Genomic DNA, 17845 nt, shown 5'->3' on the forward strand with positions numbered 1-17845 from the left:
TCATACAGGCATCAGGGGGTCCGGTTGCGCCGGGTCTCGATGATGTTCGGCAACTGGGAAATCCGCCCCAACAGGCGACCCAACGCGTCCAGCCCCGGGATCTCGATAGTCAGGGACATCAACGCGGTGTTGTCCTCCTTGTTCGAGCGGGTGTTGACCGCCAGCACGTTGATCCGCTCGTTGAGCAGCACCTGGGACACATCACGCAGCAGGCCAGAACGGTCGTAGGCGCGGATGATGATATCCACCGGATAGGTCAGCACCGGCACCGGCCCCCAACTGACCTGGATGATCCGCTCCGGCTCGCGCCCGGCCAGTTGCAGCACCGAGGCGCAGTCCTGGCGGTGAATGCTCACGCCGCGGCCCTGGGTGATGTAGCCGACGATCGCATCCCCCGGCAATGGCTGGCAGCAGCCGGCCATCTGGGTCATCAGGTTGCCCACGCCCTGGATCTGGATGTCGCCACGCTTGCCCGGCTTGTAGCCGGCAGCCTTGCGCGGAATCAACTCCAGTTGCTCGTTGCCCCGCTCCGGCTCCACCAATTGCTGGGCCAGGTTGACCAGTTGCGCCAGGCGCAGGTCCCCCGCGCCCAGGGCGGCGAACATGTCCTCGGCGATCTTCATGTTGGCCTTCTCGGCCAGCTTGTCGAAATCCACCTGTGGCAGGCCGAGTCGGCTCAGTTCGCGTTCCAGCAGGGTCTTGCCGGCGGCGACGTTCTGATCGCGGGCCTGGAGCTTGAACCAGTGGACGATCTTCGCCCGCGCCCGGGACGTGGTGACATAGCCCAGGTTCGGGTTCAGCCAGTCGCGGCTCGGCGTGCCGTGCTTGCTGGTGATGATCTCCACCTGCTCGCCGGTCTGCAGGCTGTAGTTGAGCGGCACGATGCGCCCGTTGATCTTCGCGCCCCGGCAGTTGTGGCCGATCTCGGTGTGCACCCGGTAGGCGAAATCCAGCGGCGTGGCGCCCTTGGGCAGGTCGATGGCGTGACCGTCGGGGGTGAAGATGTACACCCGGTCCGGTTCGATATCCACCCGCAGCTGTTCGGCCAGACCGCCGATATCCCCCAGCTCCTCGTGCCATTCGAGCACCTGGCGCAACCAGGAGATTTTCTCTTCGTAATGGTTGGAGCCGGACTTGACGTCGGTGCCCTTGTACTTCCAGTGCGCGCAAACCCCCAGCTCCGCCTCTTCGTGCATGGCGTGGGTACGGATCTGCACTTCCAGCACCTTGCCCTCAGGGCCGATCACCGCCGTGTGCAACGAGCGGTAGCCGTTCTCCTTGGGGTTGGCGATGTAGTCGTCGAACTCTTTGGGGATGTGCCGCCACAGGGTATGCACGATGCCCAGCGCGGTGTAGCAATCGCGCATTTCCGGCACCAGCACCCGCACCGCGCGCACGTCGTAGATCTGGCTGAATTCCAGGCCCTTGCGCTGCATTTTGCGCCAGATGGAATAGATGTGCTTGGCCCGCCCACTGATGTCGGCGTTGACCCCGGTGGCCTTCAGTTCGTTCTGCAGCTGGTTCATCACGTCGCTGATGAAACGCTCGCGATCCAGGCGCCGCTCATGCAGCAGCTTGGCGATCTGCTTGTACTGCTCGGGCTCCAGGTAACGGAAGGACAGGTCTTCCAGCTCCCACTTGATATGCCCGATACCCAGGCGGTGAGCCAGGGGGGCGTAGATGTCGAAGACTTCCCGGGCAACCCGGTTGCGCTTCTCTTCGTCGGCGCTTTTTACCGCTCGAATCGCACAGGTACGCTCGGCCAGCTTGATCAGTGCAACCCGCACGTCATCCACCATGGCCACCAGCATCTTGCGCAGGTTTTCCACCTGGGCCTGGGTGCCCAACACCAGGGACTGGCGGGGGCTGAGGCTGGCGGTAATGGCCGCCATGCGCAACACGCCATCGATCAGCTTGGTGACCACCGGACCAAACCGCTGGCTGACCGCCGGCAACTGGATCTGGCCCTCGCGGACACCCCGGTAGAGTACCGCGGCAACCAGGGAGTCCTGATCCAGCTTGAGATCGGCGAGGATCTCGGCGATCTCCAGGCCCGTGCTGAAACTCGACACGTCCTCGGGGCTGAGATTCTTCGTTGCTATGTGCTGCAGTTCCGCCTCGCGGGCGAACTCGCAGGCTTCTTTCAAGGCTTCACGGTCCAGTGCCATGTCGACGCTGACCGTATGATCGAGCCATGCCTCGAGATTGATACTGCCGTCGGTGTTGATCGGCTGGTGCGCTCTCACCTGTACCATCTTGCTTTACCTTCCCTACGACGCACATTCAATGCGTCAAATCGCTGACCTTCAACGCTCGGGTGCGGCTCGCAGGGCCAGCGCGCCACTCCCGAAAGACCAGTCGGATTAGACAAGCCATCCTAGCTCGCTTCAAATAACGCCATGGCCTCGACATGCGCCGTCTGAGGAAACATATCGAGGATCCCGGCACGTTTTAATCTATAGCCCTGCCTGATCAGTTCGACCGTGTCACGAGCCAAAGTTGCCGGATTGCATGACACGTACACCAACCGCTTGGCACCCAGGGTCGCCAACTGGCGGACCACCTCGAAAGCACCGTCGCGGGGTGGGTCCAAGAGTACCGCAGAAAAGCCTTCATCAGCCCACTCGGCAGCACTCAAAGGCTGGGATAAATCGGCTTGAAAAAAGCGCGTGTTATGCAAATTGTTGCTGGCGGCATTCTCCGCGGCCCGCGCCACCATGGTCGCCACGCCTTCCACTGCCACCACTTCCCGCACTTGCCGGGCCAGCGGCAACGCGAAGTTGCCCAGGCCGCAAAACAGGTCCAGCACCCGCTCATCAGCTTGCGGCGCGAGCCACTCCAGGGCCTGGGCGACCATCGCTTCATTGACTCCCGCATTGACCTGGACGAAGTCACCCGGCCGATACGCCAGGTGCAGGTCCCAGGTCTCCAGGCGGTAGCCCAGAGCCTGCGATGGATCAAAGGGTTGCGGCTCGCCTTCACCCTGCAGCCACAACTGCGCCTGATGGAAATCGCAGAAGTCCTTGAGGATCGTCAGGTCGCTGTCGGACAACGGCGCCATGTGGCGCAACAGCACCGCCAGGGCCGAACCGCTGAACAACTCCACATGCCCCAGTGCCTGAGGCTTGCTCAAGCGTCGCAGCATGGCGGGCAAACGGTTCATGACAGGTTGCAAGGCCTGTACCAGCACCGGGCAATCGTCGATGGCGACAATGTCCTGGCTACCGGCAGCGCGAAAACCCACCTCAAGTTGCTTGCCCTTGGCGTCCCAGCGCACCGCCACCCGGGCGCGGCGCCGATAGCCGAACTCGGGACCGCTCAAGGGGGCGGCCCAGGCCTCGGGCTCGACACCCGCGACCTTGGACAACTGCTCGGCGAGCATGCGCTGTTTCAGGGCAAGCTGTTCGTCATGGGGCAAGTGCTGGACACTGCAACCGCCGCAACGCCCGGCATGGGCACAGGCCGCCGGGCGACGCAGATCACTGGCGTTGAAGATGCGCTCGGCACGGGCCTCCACCACTTTGCCGTGGCTGCCCAACACCCGAGCTTCGACTTCTTCACCGGCCAGGGCACCGCTGACAAACCAGGTACGCCCTTCGACAAAGGCAATGCCACGGCCGTCGTTGGCCAGACGCTGAATCGTCAAACGCTGTTTCTTGCCCACTGGAATCTGCGGGGCCCGGCTACCGCCCGCCGGCTGGAAGCGCAGGCCTCTATCGTGCTTAGCCATCAATTGGGCGCATCGAAAATGCCGGTCGACAGGTAACGATCGCCACGGTCGCAGATGATCGCGACCATGACCGCGTTTTCCACTTCCCGGGACAGGCGCAGCATTGCTGCCACCGCACCGCCGGAAGAGACGCCACAGAAGATCCCTTCTTCACGGGCCAGGCGCCGAGTCACGTCTTCGGCCTCGCTCTGGGCCATGTCGACGATCCGGTCGACCCGACTGGCCTGGTAGATCTTCGGCAGGTATTGCTCGGGCCAGCGGCGAATGCCGGGAATGGCCGAGCCTTCCATCGGCTGCAGACCGACGATCTGAACCGCCGGGTTCTGCTCCTTCAGGTAACGCGAGGTGCCCATGATGGTGCCGGTGGTGCCCATCGAGCTGATGAAGTGGGTAATGCTGCCCTGGGTCTGGCGCCAGATTTCCGGGCCGGTGCCGCTGTAGTGGGCCTCAGGGTTGTCGCCGTTGGCGAACTGGTCGAGCACCTTGCCGCGGCCTTCGGCCTGCATCCGCTCGGCCAGATCGCGGGCGCCTTCCATGCCTTCTTCCTGGCTGACCAGAATCAGCTCGGCGCCGTAGGCGGTCATGGCCGCCTTGCGCTCGGCGCTGGAGTTGTCGGGCATGATCAGGATCATCTTGTAGCCCTTGATCGCTGCAGCCATGGCCAGGGCGATGCCGGTATTGCCCGAGGTCGCTTCGATCAGGGTATCGCCGGCCTGGATCTGCCCGCGCAACTCGGCGCGGGTGATCATCGACAGTGCCGGACGGTCCTTGACCGAACCCGCCGGGTTGTTGCCCTCGAGCTTTAGCAGCAAGGTATTGCTGGTGGCGCCGGGCAGGCGCTGCAGGCGGACCAGGGGGGTGTTGCCGACGCAATCGGCGATGGTTGGGTACTGCAAGGTCATGGCGTATTCGCAATCCAGACTGCGGGGGCGCCTATCATACCGGCAAACGACCGAGCGCCATATCACGCAAAGTGCGAGCCTTATGGCTTATTGGAATAAGGCAGCCCAGCGCAAGCCTCAGGCCGCTAGCAGGCGCACGTGGATGCGCAAGCCCTGGGCCAGATTCTGCGCCCACAACTGCCCACCCTGACGCCCTACGGCATTGCGGGCGATGCTCAGGCCCAGGCCGAAACCGCCATCCCCCGGCCGTGACCCATCCAGACGAGTGAAGGGGGCGAAGATCCTTTCCAGATCCTCTTCAGCCACCCCCGGCCCTTCGTCATCCAGCCACAGGTGCCAGTACTTGCCGTCGCGCTGGCCTCCGAGGCTGACCCGTGCTCCGGCCGGCGAATGCCGAATAGCGTTGCGCAGGATGTTTTCCAGGGCCTGGGCCAGGGTATTGAGGTGCCCGCGAACCCAGCAATCGGCCTCCAGCTCGCAACGCAGCTGCTGCGCGGACCAGCCACTCTCGAAGCAGGCATTTTCGCTGAGCATCTCCCACAACGCCTGGACCTGGATCTGCTCTTGCGGCAGTGGCGCACGCTCGGTGTCCAGCCAGGCCAGTTGCAGGCTGTCCTCCACCAGGCGCTGCATGCCGTCGACCTCCCGCGCCAAGCGTTCGCGCAGCGCGGCAAGATCACGCTCGCCATCGCAGGCCACGCGCAGGCGGCTCAGGGGGGTGCGCAACTCGTGGGACAGGTCCCGCAACAACTGCTGCTGCACCGCCACGGTACTCTGCAGACGTTCGGACATCTGATCGAACGCCCGTCCCAGTTCGCCCAGCTCGTCCCGACGCTGAGTGGTTTCACTGGACAGCCGCACGTTCAACTGCTCCGCCCGCCAGGCGTTGGCTTGCTCGCGCAACTGGTTCAGCGGCACCACCAGCAAGCGATACAGGCCGACACACAGCAACAAGGTGAACAACCCGGGAATCACCCCATTGGTGATCACCTGCCAGAACACCCGGTAGCGCCCCGGCATGAAACGTTGTGGCAACTCGATCACCAGGCTGCCCAGGGACGGATCCTCGGGAAAGGGTACTTTCAACCACGGCAGGCCCCGGGCATGCCGGCTCACCGGCCAGTCGGCACCGCGCAGGAACGTCAGGCGCTGGGCCTCCGCCGGCGTCAACGGGTAGCTGCTCAGGGATTGCAGGTCACTGCCAATCACGCCGATCCAGGTTTTCTCGCGGCTGGCAATCTGCTGGATCCAGGCATCGACACCCGCACTCTGGCCGCCCTTCCAGGCCTGCTCGGCCTCGCGGGCGTAGCTGCCCAAGGTGGCTCTGGCCTCATCGGAGAGGTAGAGGTTCTTCTGCTCCACATAACGCCCCCAGGACCAGCTCAGCCAGATCATCAACAGGCAGAAAGCTACCAACAGGCACGCCAGCTTCCAGAACAGCGAATGCCGCCCCGGCAGATCAGACCAGTTCATCTAAGGCGCTCAGCACATAACCCTTGCCCCACACGGTTCGCAGCTCACGCTCGCTGTAGCCCAGCGCCTTGAGCTTGCGGCGGATCTGGCTGACATGCATGTCCAGGCTGCGGTCGTGGGCCGCATAACCGCGTTGCAGTACATGCTGATAAAGGAAGGCCTTGCTCAACACCTCGTCGCCATTGCGGTGCAAGGTATCCAGCAGGCGGTATTCACTGCGGGTCAAGCCGGCCCATTGCTCGGCAAAGAACACGTCGCTGCGCTCATCGTCGAAGCGCAGGCTCTGGGCCAGGCTGACGGGTACCGGCGGCGTCGGTCGCCGGTCCAGGGCGACCCGGCGCAGGATGGCCTCGATGCGCACACGCAGCTCGGCCATGCTGAATGGCTTGGGCAGGTAATCGTCGGCCCCCAGGCGGAAACCGCTGATTCGGTCGGCTTCCGCTCCCAGGGCGGACATCAGCAGCACCGGCGTGGAATGGCTCTGGCGAAAGTGCGTGAGCACTTCCAGGCCATCCATTCCGGGCAACAGGATATCCAGCAGCACCACATCGAAAGGTCGGCGCCGGGCAATGCCCAGCCCTTCCAGGCCGTTCTGGCACCAGGTCACGGCAAAGCCACAATGCTCCAGTTGCTCGCGCACGTAGGCACCCAGCACCGGGTCATCTTCAATGGTCAGAATACGTGGCGGCTCAACAGATACGGGAGTCATTGACTTCTGCAAGTGATTCTCAGTTGGGCGATTATTCAAGATTGCCCGGATCGCGGCAACCAGTGCCTTGGTCGCAGCCGGGCTTCAGGCATTTCAGGCGACGGCCGCCCTAGCGCAATTTGCCAAGATCAGCCCCCGGCAAATCGTTACACTGCGCAGGTGGCGCATCACGGACGTGCCCGTAGACCTTTCAAAACAGCGTGGAAGCAGGAGAGTTGCGTGCTCAAGAAACTGGGAATCAAAGGCCGCGTACTGTTGCTGACCTTGTTGCCAACCAGCCTGATGGCTTTGGTGCTGGGCGGCTACTTCACCTGGATGCAGCTCTCGGACCTGCAGACCCAGCTCCTGCAGCGTGGCGAGATGATCGCGGAACAACTGGCCTCCCTGGTGGCCCCGGCGATGGGCAACCACAACACCCAGATGCTCGAGCGCATTGCCACCCAGGCGCTGGAACAGCAAGACGTGCGCGCCGTATCGCTCCTTGCCCCGGATCGCAGCCTGCTGGCCCATGCCGGCCCCAGCATGCTCAACCCGCCTCCCGCCGGTAACAGCAGCCACATGATGCAACGCTCCGGCAGCGACGCGACCCGCTATCAACTGCCGGTCTTCGGCCGGCACCGCAACCTGGCCGGCGACCTGATTCCCGATGAGTCCGACCGCCTGCTGGGCTGGGTGGAACTGGAGCTGTCCCACAGTGGCATGCTGCTGCGCGGCTACCGCAGCCTGTTCGCCAGCCTGCTGTTGATTGCCGCCGGGCTGGCCGGCACCGCCCTACTGGCAGTGCGCATGGGCCGCACCATCAACAACCCGCTGACCCAGATCAAGCAGGCCGTGGCGCAACTCAAGGACGGCAACCTGGAAACCCGCCTGCCACCCCTGGGCAGCCAGGAGCTGGATGAGCTGGCCTCGGGCATCAACCGCATGGCCAGCACCCTGCAGAATGCCCAGGAAGAATTGCAGCACAGCATCGACCAGGCCACCGAAGACGTGCGCCAGAACCTGGAAACCATCGAGATCCAGAACATCGAGCTGGACCTGGCGCGCAAGGAGGCCCTGGAGGCCAGCCGGATCAAGTCGGAATTTCTGGCCAACATGAGCCATGAAATCCGTACACCGCTCAACGGCATTCTCGGTTTCACCCACCTGTTGCAGAAAAGCGAGCTGACACCACGCCAACTGGACTACCTGGGCACCATCGAGAAATCCGCCGACAGCCTGTTGGGCATCATCAACGAGATCCTCGACTTCTCGAAAATCGAAGCCGGCAAACTGGTGCTCGACAGCATCCCGTTCAACCTGCGGGACTTGCTGCAAGACACCCTGACCATCCTCGCCCCAGCCGCCCACGCCAAGCAGCTGGAACTGGTGAGCCTGGTCTATCGCGATACGCCGCTGTCGCTGGTGGGCGACCCGCTGCGGCTCAAGCAAATTCTTACCAACCTGGTAAGCAACGCCATCAAGTTCACCCGCGAAGGCACTATCGTCGCCCGGGCCATGCTGGAAGAAGAACACGAAGACAGCGTGCAACTGCGCATCAGCATCCAGGACACCGGTATCGGCCTGTCGAACCAGGATGTGCGCGCCCTGTTCCAGGCCTTCAGCCAGGCTGACAACTCGCTGTCGCGGCAACCCGGCGGCACGGGGCTTGGGCTGGTGATTTCCAAGCGCCTGATCGAACAGATGGGCGGAGAGATCGGTGTCGACAGCACCCCGGGCGAAGGTTCGGAGTTCTGGATCAGCCTCAACCTGCCGAAAACCCGCGACGACGCCGAGGACCTGCCCGGCCCGCCGCTGCTGGGGCGGCGCGTGGCGGTATTGGAAAACCACGAACTGGCGCGCCAGGCCTTGCAACACCAGTTGGAGGACTGCGGCCTGGAGGTGACCCCGTTCAATACCCTGGAGGCCCTGACCAACGGCATTACCGGCGTGCACCAGAGCGAACAGGCCATCGACCTGGCGGTATTGGGCATCACCACCAACGACATGTCGCCTGAACGCCTGAGCCAGCATATCTGGGACCTCGAACACCTGGGCTGCAAGGTCCTGGTACTGTGCCCGACCACCGAACAGACACTGTTCCATCTGTCAGTGCCTAACCCTCACAGCCAGTTGCAGGCCAAGCCCGCGTGCACCCGCAAGCTGCGCCGGGCCCTGTCCGACCTGGTGACCCCGCGCCGGGCTCGCAGCGAACCGGAGGAAACCCTTTCCAGCCGCGCGCCGCGAGTGCTGTGTGTCGATGACAACCCGGCCAATCTGCTGCTGATCCAGACCCTGCTGGAGGACATGGGCGCCAAGGTGCTGGCGGTGGACAACGGTTACGCCGCGCTGAACGCGATCCAGACCGAACCCTTCGACCTGGTAATGATGGACGTGCAGATGCCCGGCATGGACGGCCGGCAGAGTACCGAGGCGATCCGCCAGTGGGAAAGCGAGCGACACGGTACGCCGCTGCCCATCGTCGCCCTTACCGCCCACGCCATGGCCAACGAGAAGCGCGCCCTGCTGCAAAGCGGCATGGACGACTACCTGACCAAGCCCATCAGTGAGCGCCAACTGGCCCAGGTGGTGCTGAAATGGACCGGCCTGGCCCTGCGCAACCAGGGCCCGGAGCGGGCCAGCGAGCGCCCGGAACTGGGGCTGGAACTGCAGGTACTGGATCAGGACGAAGGCCTGCGCCTGGCCGCCGGCAAGGCCGATCTGGCGGCGGACATGCTGGCCATGTTGCTGGCGTCCCTGGACGCCGACCGCGAAGCCATCAAGGCAGCGCGGGCCGCCAATGACCAGAACGCCCTGATCGAACGGGTCCACCGTCTGCACGGTGCCACCCGCTACTGCGGTGTGCCGCAATTGCGCGCCGCCTGCCAGCGCAGCGAGACCCTGCTCAAGCAGGAAGATGCCAAAGCCTTTGCCGCCCTGGATGAACTGGACCACGCCATCGGCCGCCTGGCTGCCGAAGCGCGGACTAACGCCTGACCCAGGGCAAGACCTGCCCGGCGCCCAGCCGCCATGCTGGGCGCCCCGAACAAGGATGCAGCCATGCGTACGATTCTTTTCAGCAGCCAGAACTACGACCGCGAGAGTTTCCTCGGCGCTCAACTGCCAGCAGGCATCGAACTGCAATTCCAGGCCGCACGCCTGAGCCTGGATACCGCCGCCCTGGCTGAACGCCATGAAGTGGTCTGTGCCTTTATCAACGACGACCTCAGTGCCCCGGTACTGGAACAACTGGCTGCCGGTGGCACCCGCCTGATCGCTCTGCGCTCGGCCGGTTACAACCACGTCGACCTGAGCGCGGCCCAGCGCCTGGGGCTGGATGTGGTACGGGTCCCGGCCTATTCCCCCCATGCGGTCGCCGAACATGCCGTGGCCCTGATCCTGGCGCTCAACCGCCGCCTGCACCGGGCCTACAACCGCACCCGCGAAGGCGACTTCACCCTGCACGGCCTGACCGGCTTCGACCTGGTGGGCAAGACCGTGGGCATTGTCGGCACCGGCCAGATCGGCGCCACCTTCGCCCGGATCATGGCCGGCTTCGGCTGCCAGCTGCTGGCGTACGACCCCTTCCCCAATCCCGCCGTAGAAGCCCTCGGTGCCCGTTACCTGGACCTGCCCGAGCTGCTGGCCCAATCACAGATCATCAGCCTGCACTGCCCGTTGACCGAGGACAGCCGTTACCTGATCAACCAGCAGAGCCTGGCCCACATGCAACCGGGAGCAATGCTGATCAACACCGGGCGTGGCGGCCTGGTGGACACCCCGGCGCTGATCGAGGCGCTCAAGAGTGGCCAACTGGGCTACCTGGGGCTGGATGTCTATGAAGAAGAGGCGCAATTGTTCTTCGAGGACCGCTCCGATCTACCCCTGCAGGATGACGTGCTGGCGCGGCTGCTGACCTTTCCCAACGTGATAGTCACTGCGCACCAGGCGTTCCTGACCCGCGAAGCCCTGGCGGCCATCGCCGAGACCACCTTGCACAACATCGCCAGCTGGGCAGCTGGCCAGCCGCAGAACCGGGTCCACGGCTGAAATCCGCGCCACGGGCTGATCGAAGGTCACCTGCCCGCAACCTGCGCCGCAGGGGCCCGTGCTAGCATACGCGGCAGATTTGGAGGACCCATGGTCGAACACGATTTCCGCTACAACCTGATGAACCCGCAACACACCCTGATCGAATGCCGTGCCCTGGTGCCCGGCCGCTATCAAGTCACCGGCAACGGTGGCTCGATCCGTACCGACGACGTGCTTCTGGTCACCCTCAAGGGCAGCAAGGACCTCTCCATGCGCCTGACCGTGGACACCGTGCGTCACTTGATCAACCCCGTCGGCCAGTGGGTCGCCGTGGCGCGTGGCCCGGTATTCGGCGAACTGGCGATCCACCAGTGGCAGGTCAATTGCGACAGCTGCGACGCCACCCTGGACTTCGAGTTCGCAGTGGATGCCAAGCTGGGCAGCAAGGCCCAGAAGCCTGCCGCCAGCGCGCGCATTGCCGAGCTCGGCTGGCGTAGCGAGGGTGAGCATCACCGCTGCCCGAAATGCCAGCAGGCCGGCCAATGAAACGCCTGATGCTGGCTGCGGCGCTGGGGGCCGGCCTGCTGGGCTGCGCCGCCGAGCCGCTGAAGCTGCAGCAGGACCGCAGTTACGTCCTGGAATGGATTGGCGAGCGTCCGCTGATCGATTACAGCCACCTGACCATCACCCTCGGCGAGGACGGTCGGGCCTATGGCAATGGCGGCTGCAACCACTGGTTCGCGCCCTACACCCTGGACGGCGAAAAACTCAGCTTCGGCAAGGTCGGCAGCACCCGCAAACTCTGTGCACCGGCGTTGATGGAGCAGGAGCGGCGCTTCCTTCAGGCGCTGGAAACCGTTGAGCGCTGGGACATCTCGCCGATCGAACAGGTGCGGTTCTGGCCTGCCGAGGGCAAGCCGTTGCGCTGGTGGCTGGAAGAAGGCTGATAGTGCGCTAGCCGCTGCCGAGCCCGCGAGGCTGCGAACGGGACTCCAGGATGTTCCTGGATGAATCTCTGGCGAGTTTCAGGCCCCCTGCGTCACTTGAGGGCGCTCGCACTGCGCGGCAGCGGCTACAGATCCTCGCGCCCTCAATGCCCGCGCAAGGCCTGCAGTTTCGCCAGCACGCCGGCTGCAGTCTGCTCGCCCATCATCTGCTCACGTACCTTGCCCTTGTCGTCGATGATGTAGGTCACCGGCAACGCTTCGCTGCGTGGCAGATCGAAGAGCTCCGCGGGGTTCCGTGCCAGCACCGTGAACTTGATCCCCAGCTTCTCGCTGGCGCTCTTTAGCTCTTCACCCTGCACATTGTCGAAGTTGACCCCCATCACCGATGCCGACTGCCCCTTGAGCTGCTCGTTCAGGGCATTGAGTTCCGGGATCTCGGTACGGCAAGGCCCGCACCACTCGGCCCAGTAGTTGAGCACCAGCCACTGCTTGTCGATACGCTCGGCGGCGACTTTCTGGCCATACTGGTCGACCCCGTAGTCATTGCCACAGCCGCCCAGCAGCAGGGTTGTAATGATCGCCAATACCGCCGCCAATTGCCTTGCCATACGCTGTTTCCTGTCTTGAAAGATGTCTTGAAAATAACCGTCGACCCAGGGTCGCTGCGACCTAACGACTCCCAAGGTTCAGGAGTGCTCGTCGCGCGGGTAGAATAGCCGCCACCTTACGCAAGATGCGACCCGCACATGACCGATCTGACGCTTTATCACAACCCGCGCTGCTCGAAATCCCGCGGTGCGCTGGAACTTCTGGAACAACGCGGCCTGGCCCCGACCGTGGTCCGCTACCTGGAAACCCCACTGGATGCCGCCCAGTTGCGCAGCCTTCTGGCCAAGCTCGGCCTCAGCGCGCGCCAGCTATTGCGCACCGGCGAGGACGAGTACAAGACCCTCAACCTGGCCGACCCGAGCCTCAGCGAAGAGCAACTGGTCGCCGCCATTGCCCAGCACCCGAAACTCATGGAGCGGCCGATTCTCGAAGCTGGCGACAAGGCCATCATTGGCCGGCCGCCGGAGAACGTGCTGGAGATCCTGCCTTGAGCGCGCCCTATATCCTGGTCCTGTACTACAGCCGCAACGGCTCGACCAACGAAATGGCCCGGCAGATCGCCCGCGGCGTCGAGCAGGCCGGCCTGGAGGCTCGTCTGCGCACTGTCCCGGCGATCTCCGCTGAATGCGAGGCGGTCACCCCGGACGTCCCCGAAAGCGGCGCCCTGTACGCCAGCCTCGACGATCTGAAGCACTGCTCAGGGCTGGCCCTGGGCAGCCCGACCCGCTTCGGCAACATGGCAGCGCCGCTGAAGTATTTTCTCGACGGTACCAGCAACCTCTGGCTGACCGGTGCCCTGGTGGGCAAGCCTGCCGGCGTGTTCACCTCGACCGCCAGCCTGCATGGCGGCCAGGAAGCCACCCTGCTATCGATGATGCTGCCATTGCTGCATCACGGCATGCTGATCACCGGCCTGCCCTACAGCGAGTCGGCCTTGCTGGAAACCCGCGGTGGCGGCACGCCGTATGGCGCCAGCCACCATGCCGGAGCAGATGGCAAGAGCCCACTGGACGAACACGAGATTGCGCTGTGCCGGGCCCTGGGCCTGCGTCTGGCGAAAACCGCCCAGCGACTGGAGAACGGCCGTGGCTAAGAAGCCGAAGATCCTGCCCCCGGTGGAATGGCTGGAGCCCCGGGTCCGCCTGATGCGACTCCTCAGCCTGGTCTGCTTCTTCGGCCTGGTGGGGCTGCTTTGCGGGTATTACCTGCTGGTGGCCGATCTGCACGGTGCCCGCCCCTGGGTCATCCTGCTGATTGAGCTGGTGCCGCTGCTGCTGATGGCCCCCGGCATGCTCAGCGGCAGTGCCCGTGGCCATTCGTGGATGTGCTTCGTGGTCAACCTGTACTTCATCAAGGGCGCCCTGGCGGCCTACGATCCGAACCGCCACATGTTCGGCCTGCTGGAGATGTTCGCCAGCCTGGCCGTGTTCACTTCGGCGCTGCTCTACGTGCGCTGGCGCTTCCAGCTTAATCGCCGGCTCGCGGGCGAAGGCGCCAGCCCGGCCTGAATCCACCCCAGGTTCCCCGGCTCCCGGGGAACTTGTAATGCCGCCAAAGGCCCCAACCTTGGTCAACAGACTTTCCGACCCTCCCGACCGTCCCGGAGCAGGCATGCACGATTACAAATGGCTGAATGAATACTGTCTCAACCGCTTCGGTTCCGCTGCGGCCCTGGAAGCCCAGTTGCCCACCCCGGCCAGCGACGACTACCTGCGCGCATTAAGCGCCGACCGCTACCTCTCGACCCTGGCCCTGCGGGTTTTCCGCGCCGGGCTCAAACACAGCCTGGTGGACGCCAAATGGCCAGCGTTCGAGCAGGTGTTTTTCGGCTTCGACCCGGACAAGGTGGTGCTGATGGGCGCCGAGCACCTGGAGCGGCTGATGCAGGACACGCGGATCATCCGCCACTTGGGCAAGCTCAAGAGCGTGCCGCGCAACGCGCAGATGATCCTCGATGTGCAAAAGCAGCGCGGCAGCTTTGGCGCCTTCATCGCCGACTGGCCGGTGCAGGACATCACCGGGCTCTGGCAGTACCTGGCCAAACATGGCAACCAGATGGGCGGGCTGTCTGCCCCGCGCTTCCTGCGTATGGTGGGCAAGGACACCTTTATCCCCACCTGGGACGTGGTCGCGGCCCTCAATGCCCAGAACATCATCGACAAGGTGCCCAGCAGCAAACGCGACCAGGCCCTGGTGCAGGAAGTATTCAACCAATGGCAGCAGGAGAGCAGCCGGCCACTGTGCCAGCTGTCGGCAATGCTGGCCTACACCGTCAATCACTGAGCCGCCCGCTCCCCAGCATCACTTCCTGCCCGAAACAACGGGCAGGAAAACCTCCCTTCTCATGCCCGCCCTCCAGCCCAAGCTGACAATAAGCTGAACTAAACGCGAGGATTTTTCATCCGCTGTTTTTTATCGGATAAAGTTCGCCTCGCACTTGCCTCAACGATAAAAACGAAACTCCGGGAATAACCTCCCGAAGCCATCTGACGTGCATAACCGGATAACTAAAGCAGCGTTCGGGCCAACAACCTGAACAAAGGCTGTCCGGTTTAAAAGAACTGCCGTCGCCCATTCGTTTTTTTCACATTGCTTTCACTCTTCGCCCACCTGGCCCGACCTAAATTGGCCCCAGTTGCAGTGCGGGTTCCAGTGGCTGCATGTCGTTCGTCTTCAACGCACCAGTTCCAACCCGAATAACCAACACTCGGCAAAAACCTACTCAGGTACACCACGTGCTCAACACCGCTGAATCCGGCACTGGCAACAAGCCCCCCCGAACCTGGCGAATCGTCGGTGGCGTCTGTGCGGCGGCCCTGGCAATCCTGGTCAGCGGCTTTGTCCTGTGGCCCGTCACACCTCGCGACCTGGGGGTCGGCAACCAGATGCAGCAGGCCAACATCTACCGCCACTGGCAAGGGGGCGAAGTGATAGTCCTGGTCCGCCATGCCGAGCGTTGTGACCGCTCCGCCAACCCCTGCCTGGGGCCCGCCGATGGCATTACCCAGCTCGGAAGCCACAGCGCCAACGACCTGGGACGAGCCTTTCGCACCCTGGGCATGGCCGCCACTGATGTCATCAGCAGCCCCGCAACCCGCACCCGGCAAACGACGGAATTCATGTTCAACGGTGCGGCGCAGACCCAGGACTGGCTGGCCACCTGTGACGAGCATTTCCAGCAGACGATCAAGGCGCACAAGTCACTCAAGCGCAATCTGATCCTGATAACCCACAGCGACTGCATCAGTAGCCTGGAACGCCAGCTGGGCTACCCGCACGCCTTGGCCAGCGAATACACCAGCTCGTTGTTTATCACTCTGGATCCACAAGGCCACATGCAAGTACTGGGAACCCTGGATGCGGGCAGCTGGCAGCGTGTACTTGATCAACCCCTTGAGTAACTTGTAACTGTTTTTAACAACATGCCAACAGACTTTATTAGGGGAAGCAACACACTTGCCGGCTAATTAATTGACTTAACAAATTTCTGTACTAATAAGAAACGGACAGTCGCATTTATGAAAAAACCTCTCAAACAAATGAATGCTGCCCGCTGAAACTTCGCGAACTTGGGAAAGCCAACAGCTCCACAAAATTGACGCTTTGTCAGCAACCCCCAGCAAATAACAAAATCGCTATCGGCCAATGACTTCGAGGATACAAATGCACCGCACTTCGCCGCCCCCCGCTTATGGAACAAGCGCCCCGCCGTCCGGCTTTACCCTCGGCGCAAGTACAACCAGCACTCTCCAGCGCTGGGCACTTCCTCTGTTGCTCGTGGCCTTCAGCCTGTTCTACCTGCTACCTCTGACCAGCCACGGCCTGTGGATTCCCGACGAGACCCGCTACGCCCAGATCAGCCAGGAAATGCTGCTCAGTGGCGACTGGGTGGCGCCACACTTCATGGGCATCCGCTACTTCGAGAAGCCCATCGCCGGCTATTGGTTGATCGCCATCGGCCAGGCGGTCTTTGGCGACAACCTGTTCGGCGTGCGCATTGCCTCGGCCCTGAGCACCGGCCTGAGCGTACTGCTGGCCTACCTGATCACCCGCCGCATGTGGAACGACCCGCGCAAGAGCCTCGCCGCCGCCTTGCTTTATATGAGCTTCGGCCTGATTGCCGGGCAAGCCGGATACTCCAACCTTGATCCGCAGTTCACCTTGTGGGTCAACCTGAGCCTGGTAGCCCTGTGGTTCGCCCTGGACGGCCGGACCACCCGCGAACGCCTGCTGGCATGGGCCGGGCTGGGCGTCGCCTGTGGCATGGGCTTCATGACCAAGGGGTTCCTGGCCTGGCTGTTGCCGGTACTCATCGCCCTGCCCTACATGATCTGGCAACGCCGTCTGGGCGAACTGCTGCGCTACGGGCTGGTGGCCGTGCTGGTAGCGATCGGCATCAGCCTGCCCTGGGTACTGAGCATTCACGCCCACGAGCCCGACTTCTGGCGTTTCTTCTTCTGGCACGAGCACATTCGCCGCTTCGCCGCCGACAACGCCCAACATACCCGCCCCTGGTGGTTCTACCTGCCGCTGCTGGTGGCCTCCAGCCTGCCCTGGGCAGCCCTGTTGCCGGGCACATTCATGCAAGCCTGGAAAGACAAGCGCCAGGCCCCGACCGGTTTCCTGCTGCTGTGGTTCCTGCTGCCCCTGGCGTTCTTCAGCCTGAGCCGCGGCAAGCTGCCAACCTACATCATGCCGTGCCTGCTGCCGCTGGCCGTGCTCATGGGCAGCGCCCTGATCGACCGTATCAACGCCAGCCAGGGCCGGAGCATCCGCATCAACAGCCTGCTCAACCTGCTGATCGGCGTGGCGGCCATGGTGGCCCTGCTGTACATCCAGCTCACCCGGCCGGTCTACGGCCACAACGAGATGCTCGGCCTGTCCCTGGTGTTCATCATGCTGATGGGCTGGATCATCGCCAACCTGCTGCCGGCCGCCCGGCCGCTGCAGTACTGGGCGGCCCCGGCCCTGGGCATCTGGTTGCTGGTGGCCCTGCTGCCGGCGGGTATGCCGGGGTTCATCGTGCATAACCAGATGCCGGACCAGTTCATCAAGGAACATATCGAGGAGCTCAGGCAGACCAAGACGCTGCTGAGCAATGACCTGGGCACCGCCTCGGCCCTGGCCTGGCGCCTGCAACGCCCGGAGGTGACGCTGTACAACACCGAGGGCGAATTGAAATATGGCCTGGCTTATGCTGATTCGGCGCAGCGCAAGGTAAGCATGGCCGAGGTCGGGCAGTGGGTCAGCGAGGCCCGCAAACAGGGTTCGGTGGGTGTGGTGATGCGGGTCAAGGACGTGGTGGAAAGCGAGGAAGTGGCGCTGCTGCCGCCCGGAGGCAAGCGCTATGAGGAAGGCAATATGCTGGTGCTGATCCTGCCACAAAGCCAACCCTGACCCTGGGTACCCTTGTAACGACAGCGCCGACCACGGTTGGCGCTGGCTTTTCTTCACGCTTCGATGCCCT

Annotated in this window: 16 protein-coding genes; 10 read left to right on the forward strand and 6 right to left on the reverse strand. The window is 63.5% G+C overall.

The window, feature by feature from the left end:
- Window positions 1–11 precede the first annotated feature (11 nt).
- The 5 genes from relA to ABCR88_RS24470 form a co-directional block, all read right to left on the reverse strand.
- A complete protein-coding gene (relA, locus tag ABCR88_RS24450; protein ID WP_011062709.1) occupies window positions 12–2255 on the reverse strand; it encodes a GTP diphosphokinase in 2244 nt (747 codons plus the stop codon).
- A 122-nt stretch (window positions 2256–2377) separates the two neighbouring features.
- A complete protein-coding gene (rlmD, locus tag ABCR88_RS24455; RefSeq protein WP_041119486.1) occupies window positions 2378–3730 on the reverse strand; it encodes a 23S rRNA (uracil(1939)-C(5))-methyltransferase RlmD in 1353 nt (450 codons plus the stop codon).
- The gene (gene cysM / locus ABCR88_RS24460) at window positions 3730–4632 is read right to left on the reverse strand and encodes a cysteine synthase CysM (protein ID WP_011062711.1); all 903 of its coding nucleotides are present in this window, start codon (window positions 4630–4632) and stop codon (window positions 3730–3732) included. The genes rlmD and cysM overlap by 1 nt, the downstream gene beginning before the upstream one ends.
- A 117-nt stretch (window positions 4633–4749) precedes the next feature.
- The gene (locus tag ABCR88_RS24465) at window positions 4750–6105 is read right to left on the reverse strand and encodes a sensor histidine kinase (protein WP_011062712.1); all 1356 of its coding nucleotides are present in this window, start codon (window positions 6103–6105) and stop codon (window positions 4750–4752) included.
- Window positions 6092–6814, reverse strand: a complete 723-nt coding sequence (locus tag ABCR88_RS24470) for a response regulator transcription factor (protein ID WP_053153268.1) — start codon at window positions 6812–6814, stop codon at window positions 6092–6094. The genes ABCR88_RS24465 and ABCR88_RS24470 overlap by 14 nt, the downstream gene beginning before the upstream one ends.
- Before the next feature lie 219 nt (window positions 6815–7033).
- Between ABCR88_RS24470 and ABCR88_RS24475 the strand changes: the two genes are divergently transcribed.
- The 4 genes from ABCR88_RS24475 to ABCR88_RS24490 all read left to right on the forward strand — a co-directional run bounded on the left by ABCR88_RS24475 (window position 7034) and on the right by ABCR88_RS24490 (window position 11769).
- Window positions 7034–9787, forward strand: coding sequence for a response regulator (locus ABCR88_RS24475; RefSeq protein WP_011062714.1), 2754 nt, complete (start codon window positions 7034–7036; stop codon window positions 9785–9787).
- Window positions 9788–9850: 63 nt separating this feature from the next.
- The gene (locus ABCR88_RS24480; RefSeq protein WP_011062715.1) at window positions 9851–10840 is read left to right on the forward strand and encodes a 2-hydroxyacid dehydrogenase; all 990 of its coding nucleotides are present in this window, start codon (window positions 9851–9853) and stop codon (window positions 10838–10840) included.
- Window positions 10841–10930: 90 nt separating this feature from the next.
- A complete protein-coding gene (locus ABCR88_RS24485; RefSeq protein ID WP_011062716.1) occupies window positions 10931–11368 on the forward strand; it encodes a hypothetical protein in 438 nt (145 codons plus the stop codon).
- Window positions 11365–11769 carry an META domain-containing protein gene (locus tag ABCR88_RS24490; protein WP_011062717.1) on the forward strand — a complete coding sequence of 135 codons (405 nt, stop codon included), beginning with the start codon at window positions 11365–11367 and terminating at the stop codon, window positions 11767–11769. The genes ABCR88_RS24485 and ABCR88_RS24490 overlap by 4 nt, the downstream gene beginning before the upstream one ends.
- Before the next feature lie 143 nt (window positions 11770–11912).
- Here ABCR88_RS24490 and ABCR88_RS24495 read toward each other — a convergent pair whose 3' ends face one another.
- Window positions 11913–12377 (reverse strand): TlpA disulfide reductase family protein, encoded by a 465-nt coding sequence (locus ABCR88_RS24495; RefSeq protein ID WP_011062718.1) that lies wholly within the window; start codon window positions 12375–12377, stop codon window positions 11913–11915.
- Window positions 12378–12515: 138 nt separating this feature from the next.
- Between ABCR88_RS24495 and arsC the strand changes: the two genes are divergently transcribed.
- The 6 genes from arsC to arnT all read left to right on the forward strand — a co-directional run bounded on the left by arsC (window position 12516) and on the right by arnT (window position 17775).
- Window positions 12516–12869 (forward strand): arsenate reductase (glutaredoxin), encoded by a 354-nt coding sequence (gene arsC, locus ABCR88_RS24500; RefSeq protein ID WP_041119496.1) that lies wholly within the window; start codon window positions 12516–12518, stop codon window positions 12867–12869.
- The gene (gene wrbA, locus ABCR88_RS24505) at window positions 12866–13471 is read left to right on the forward strand and encodes an NAD(P)H:quinone oxidoreductase (RefSeq protein ID WP_350403639.1); all 606 of its coding nucleotides are present in this window, start codon (window positions 12866–12868) and stop codon (window positions 13469–13471) included. Before arsC ends, wrbA begins: the two co-directional genes overlap by 4 nt.
- Window positions 13464–13886: a DUF2069 domain-containing protein gene (locus tag ABCR88_RS24510; protein ID WP_041119500.1), complete on the forward strand. Its 423-nt coding sequence runs from the start codon at window positions 13464–13466 to the stop codon at window positions 13884–13886. The genes wrbA and ABCR88_RS24510 overlap by 8 nt, the downstream gene beginning before the upstream one ends.
- Window positions 13887–13989: 103 nt before the next feature.
- A complete protein-coding gene (locus tag ABCR88_RS24515; RefSeq protein WP_325985112.1) occupies window positions 13990–14661 on the forward strand; it encodes a DNA-3-methyladenine glycosylase I in 672 nt (223 codons plus the stop codon).
- 452 nt (window positions 14662–15113) lie between these two features.
- Entirely contained in the window at window positions 15114–15779 is a 666-nt protein-coding gene (locus ABCR88_RS24520) for a histidine phosphatase family protein (RefSeq protein WP_350403640.1), read from the forward strand.
- Between the two features lie 244 nt (window positions 15780–16023).
- Window positions 16024–17775 (forward strand): lipid IV(A) 4-amino-4-deoxy-L-arabinosyltransferase, encoded by a 1752-nt coding sequence (gene arnT, locus ABCR88_RS24525; RefSeq protein WP_041119502.1) that lies wholly within the window; start codon window positions 16024–16026, stop codon window positions 17773–17775.
- The last annotated feature ends 70 nt before the right edge of the window (window positions 17776–17845 follow it).

It is taken from the genome of Pseudomonas sp. W17, from assembly GCF_040268305.1.
GTDB classification, from domain to species: Bacteria; Pseudomonadota; Gammaproteobacteria; order Pseudomonadales; family Pseudomonadaceae; genus Aquipseudomonas; species Aquipseudomonas protegens.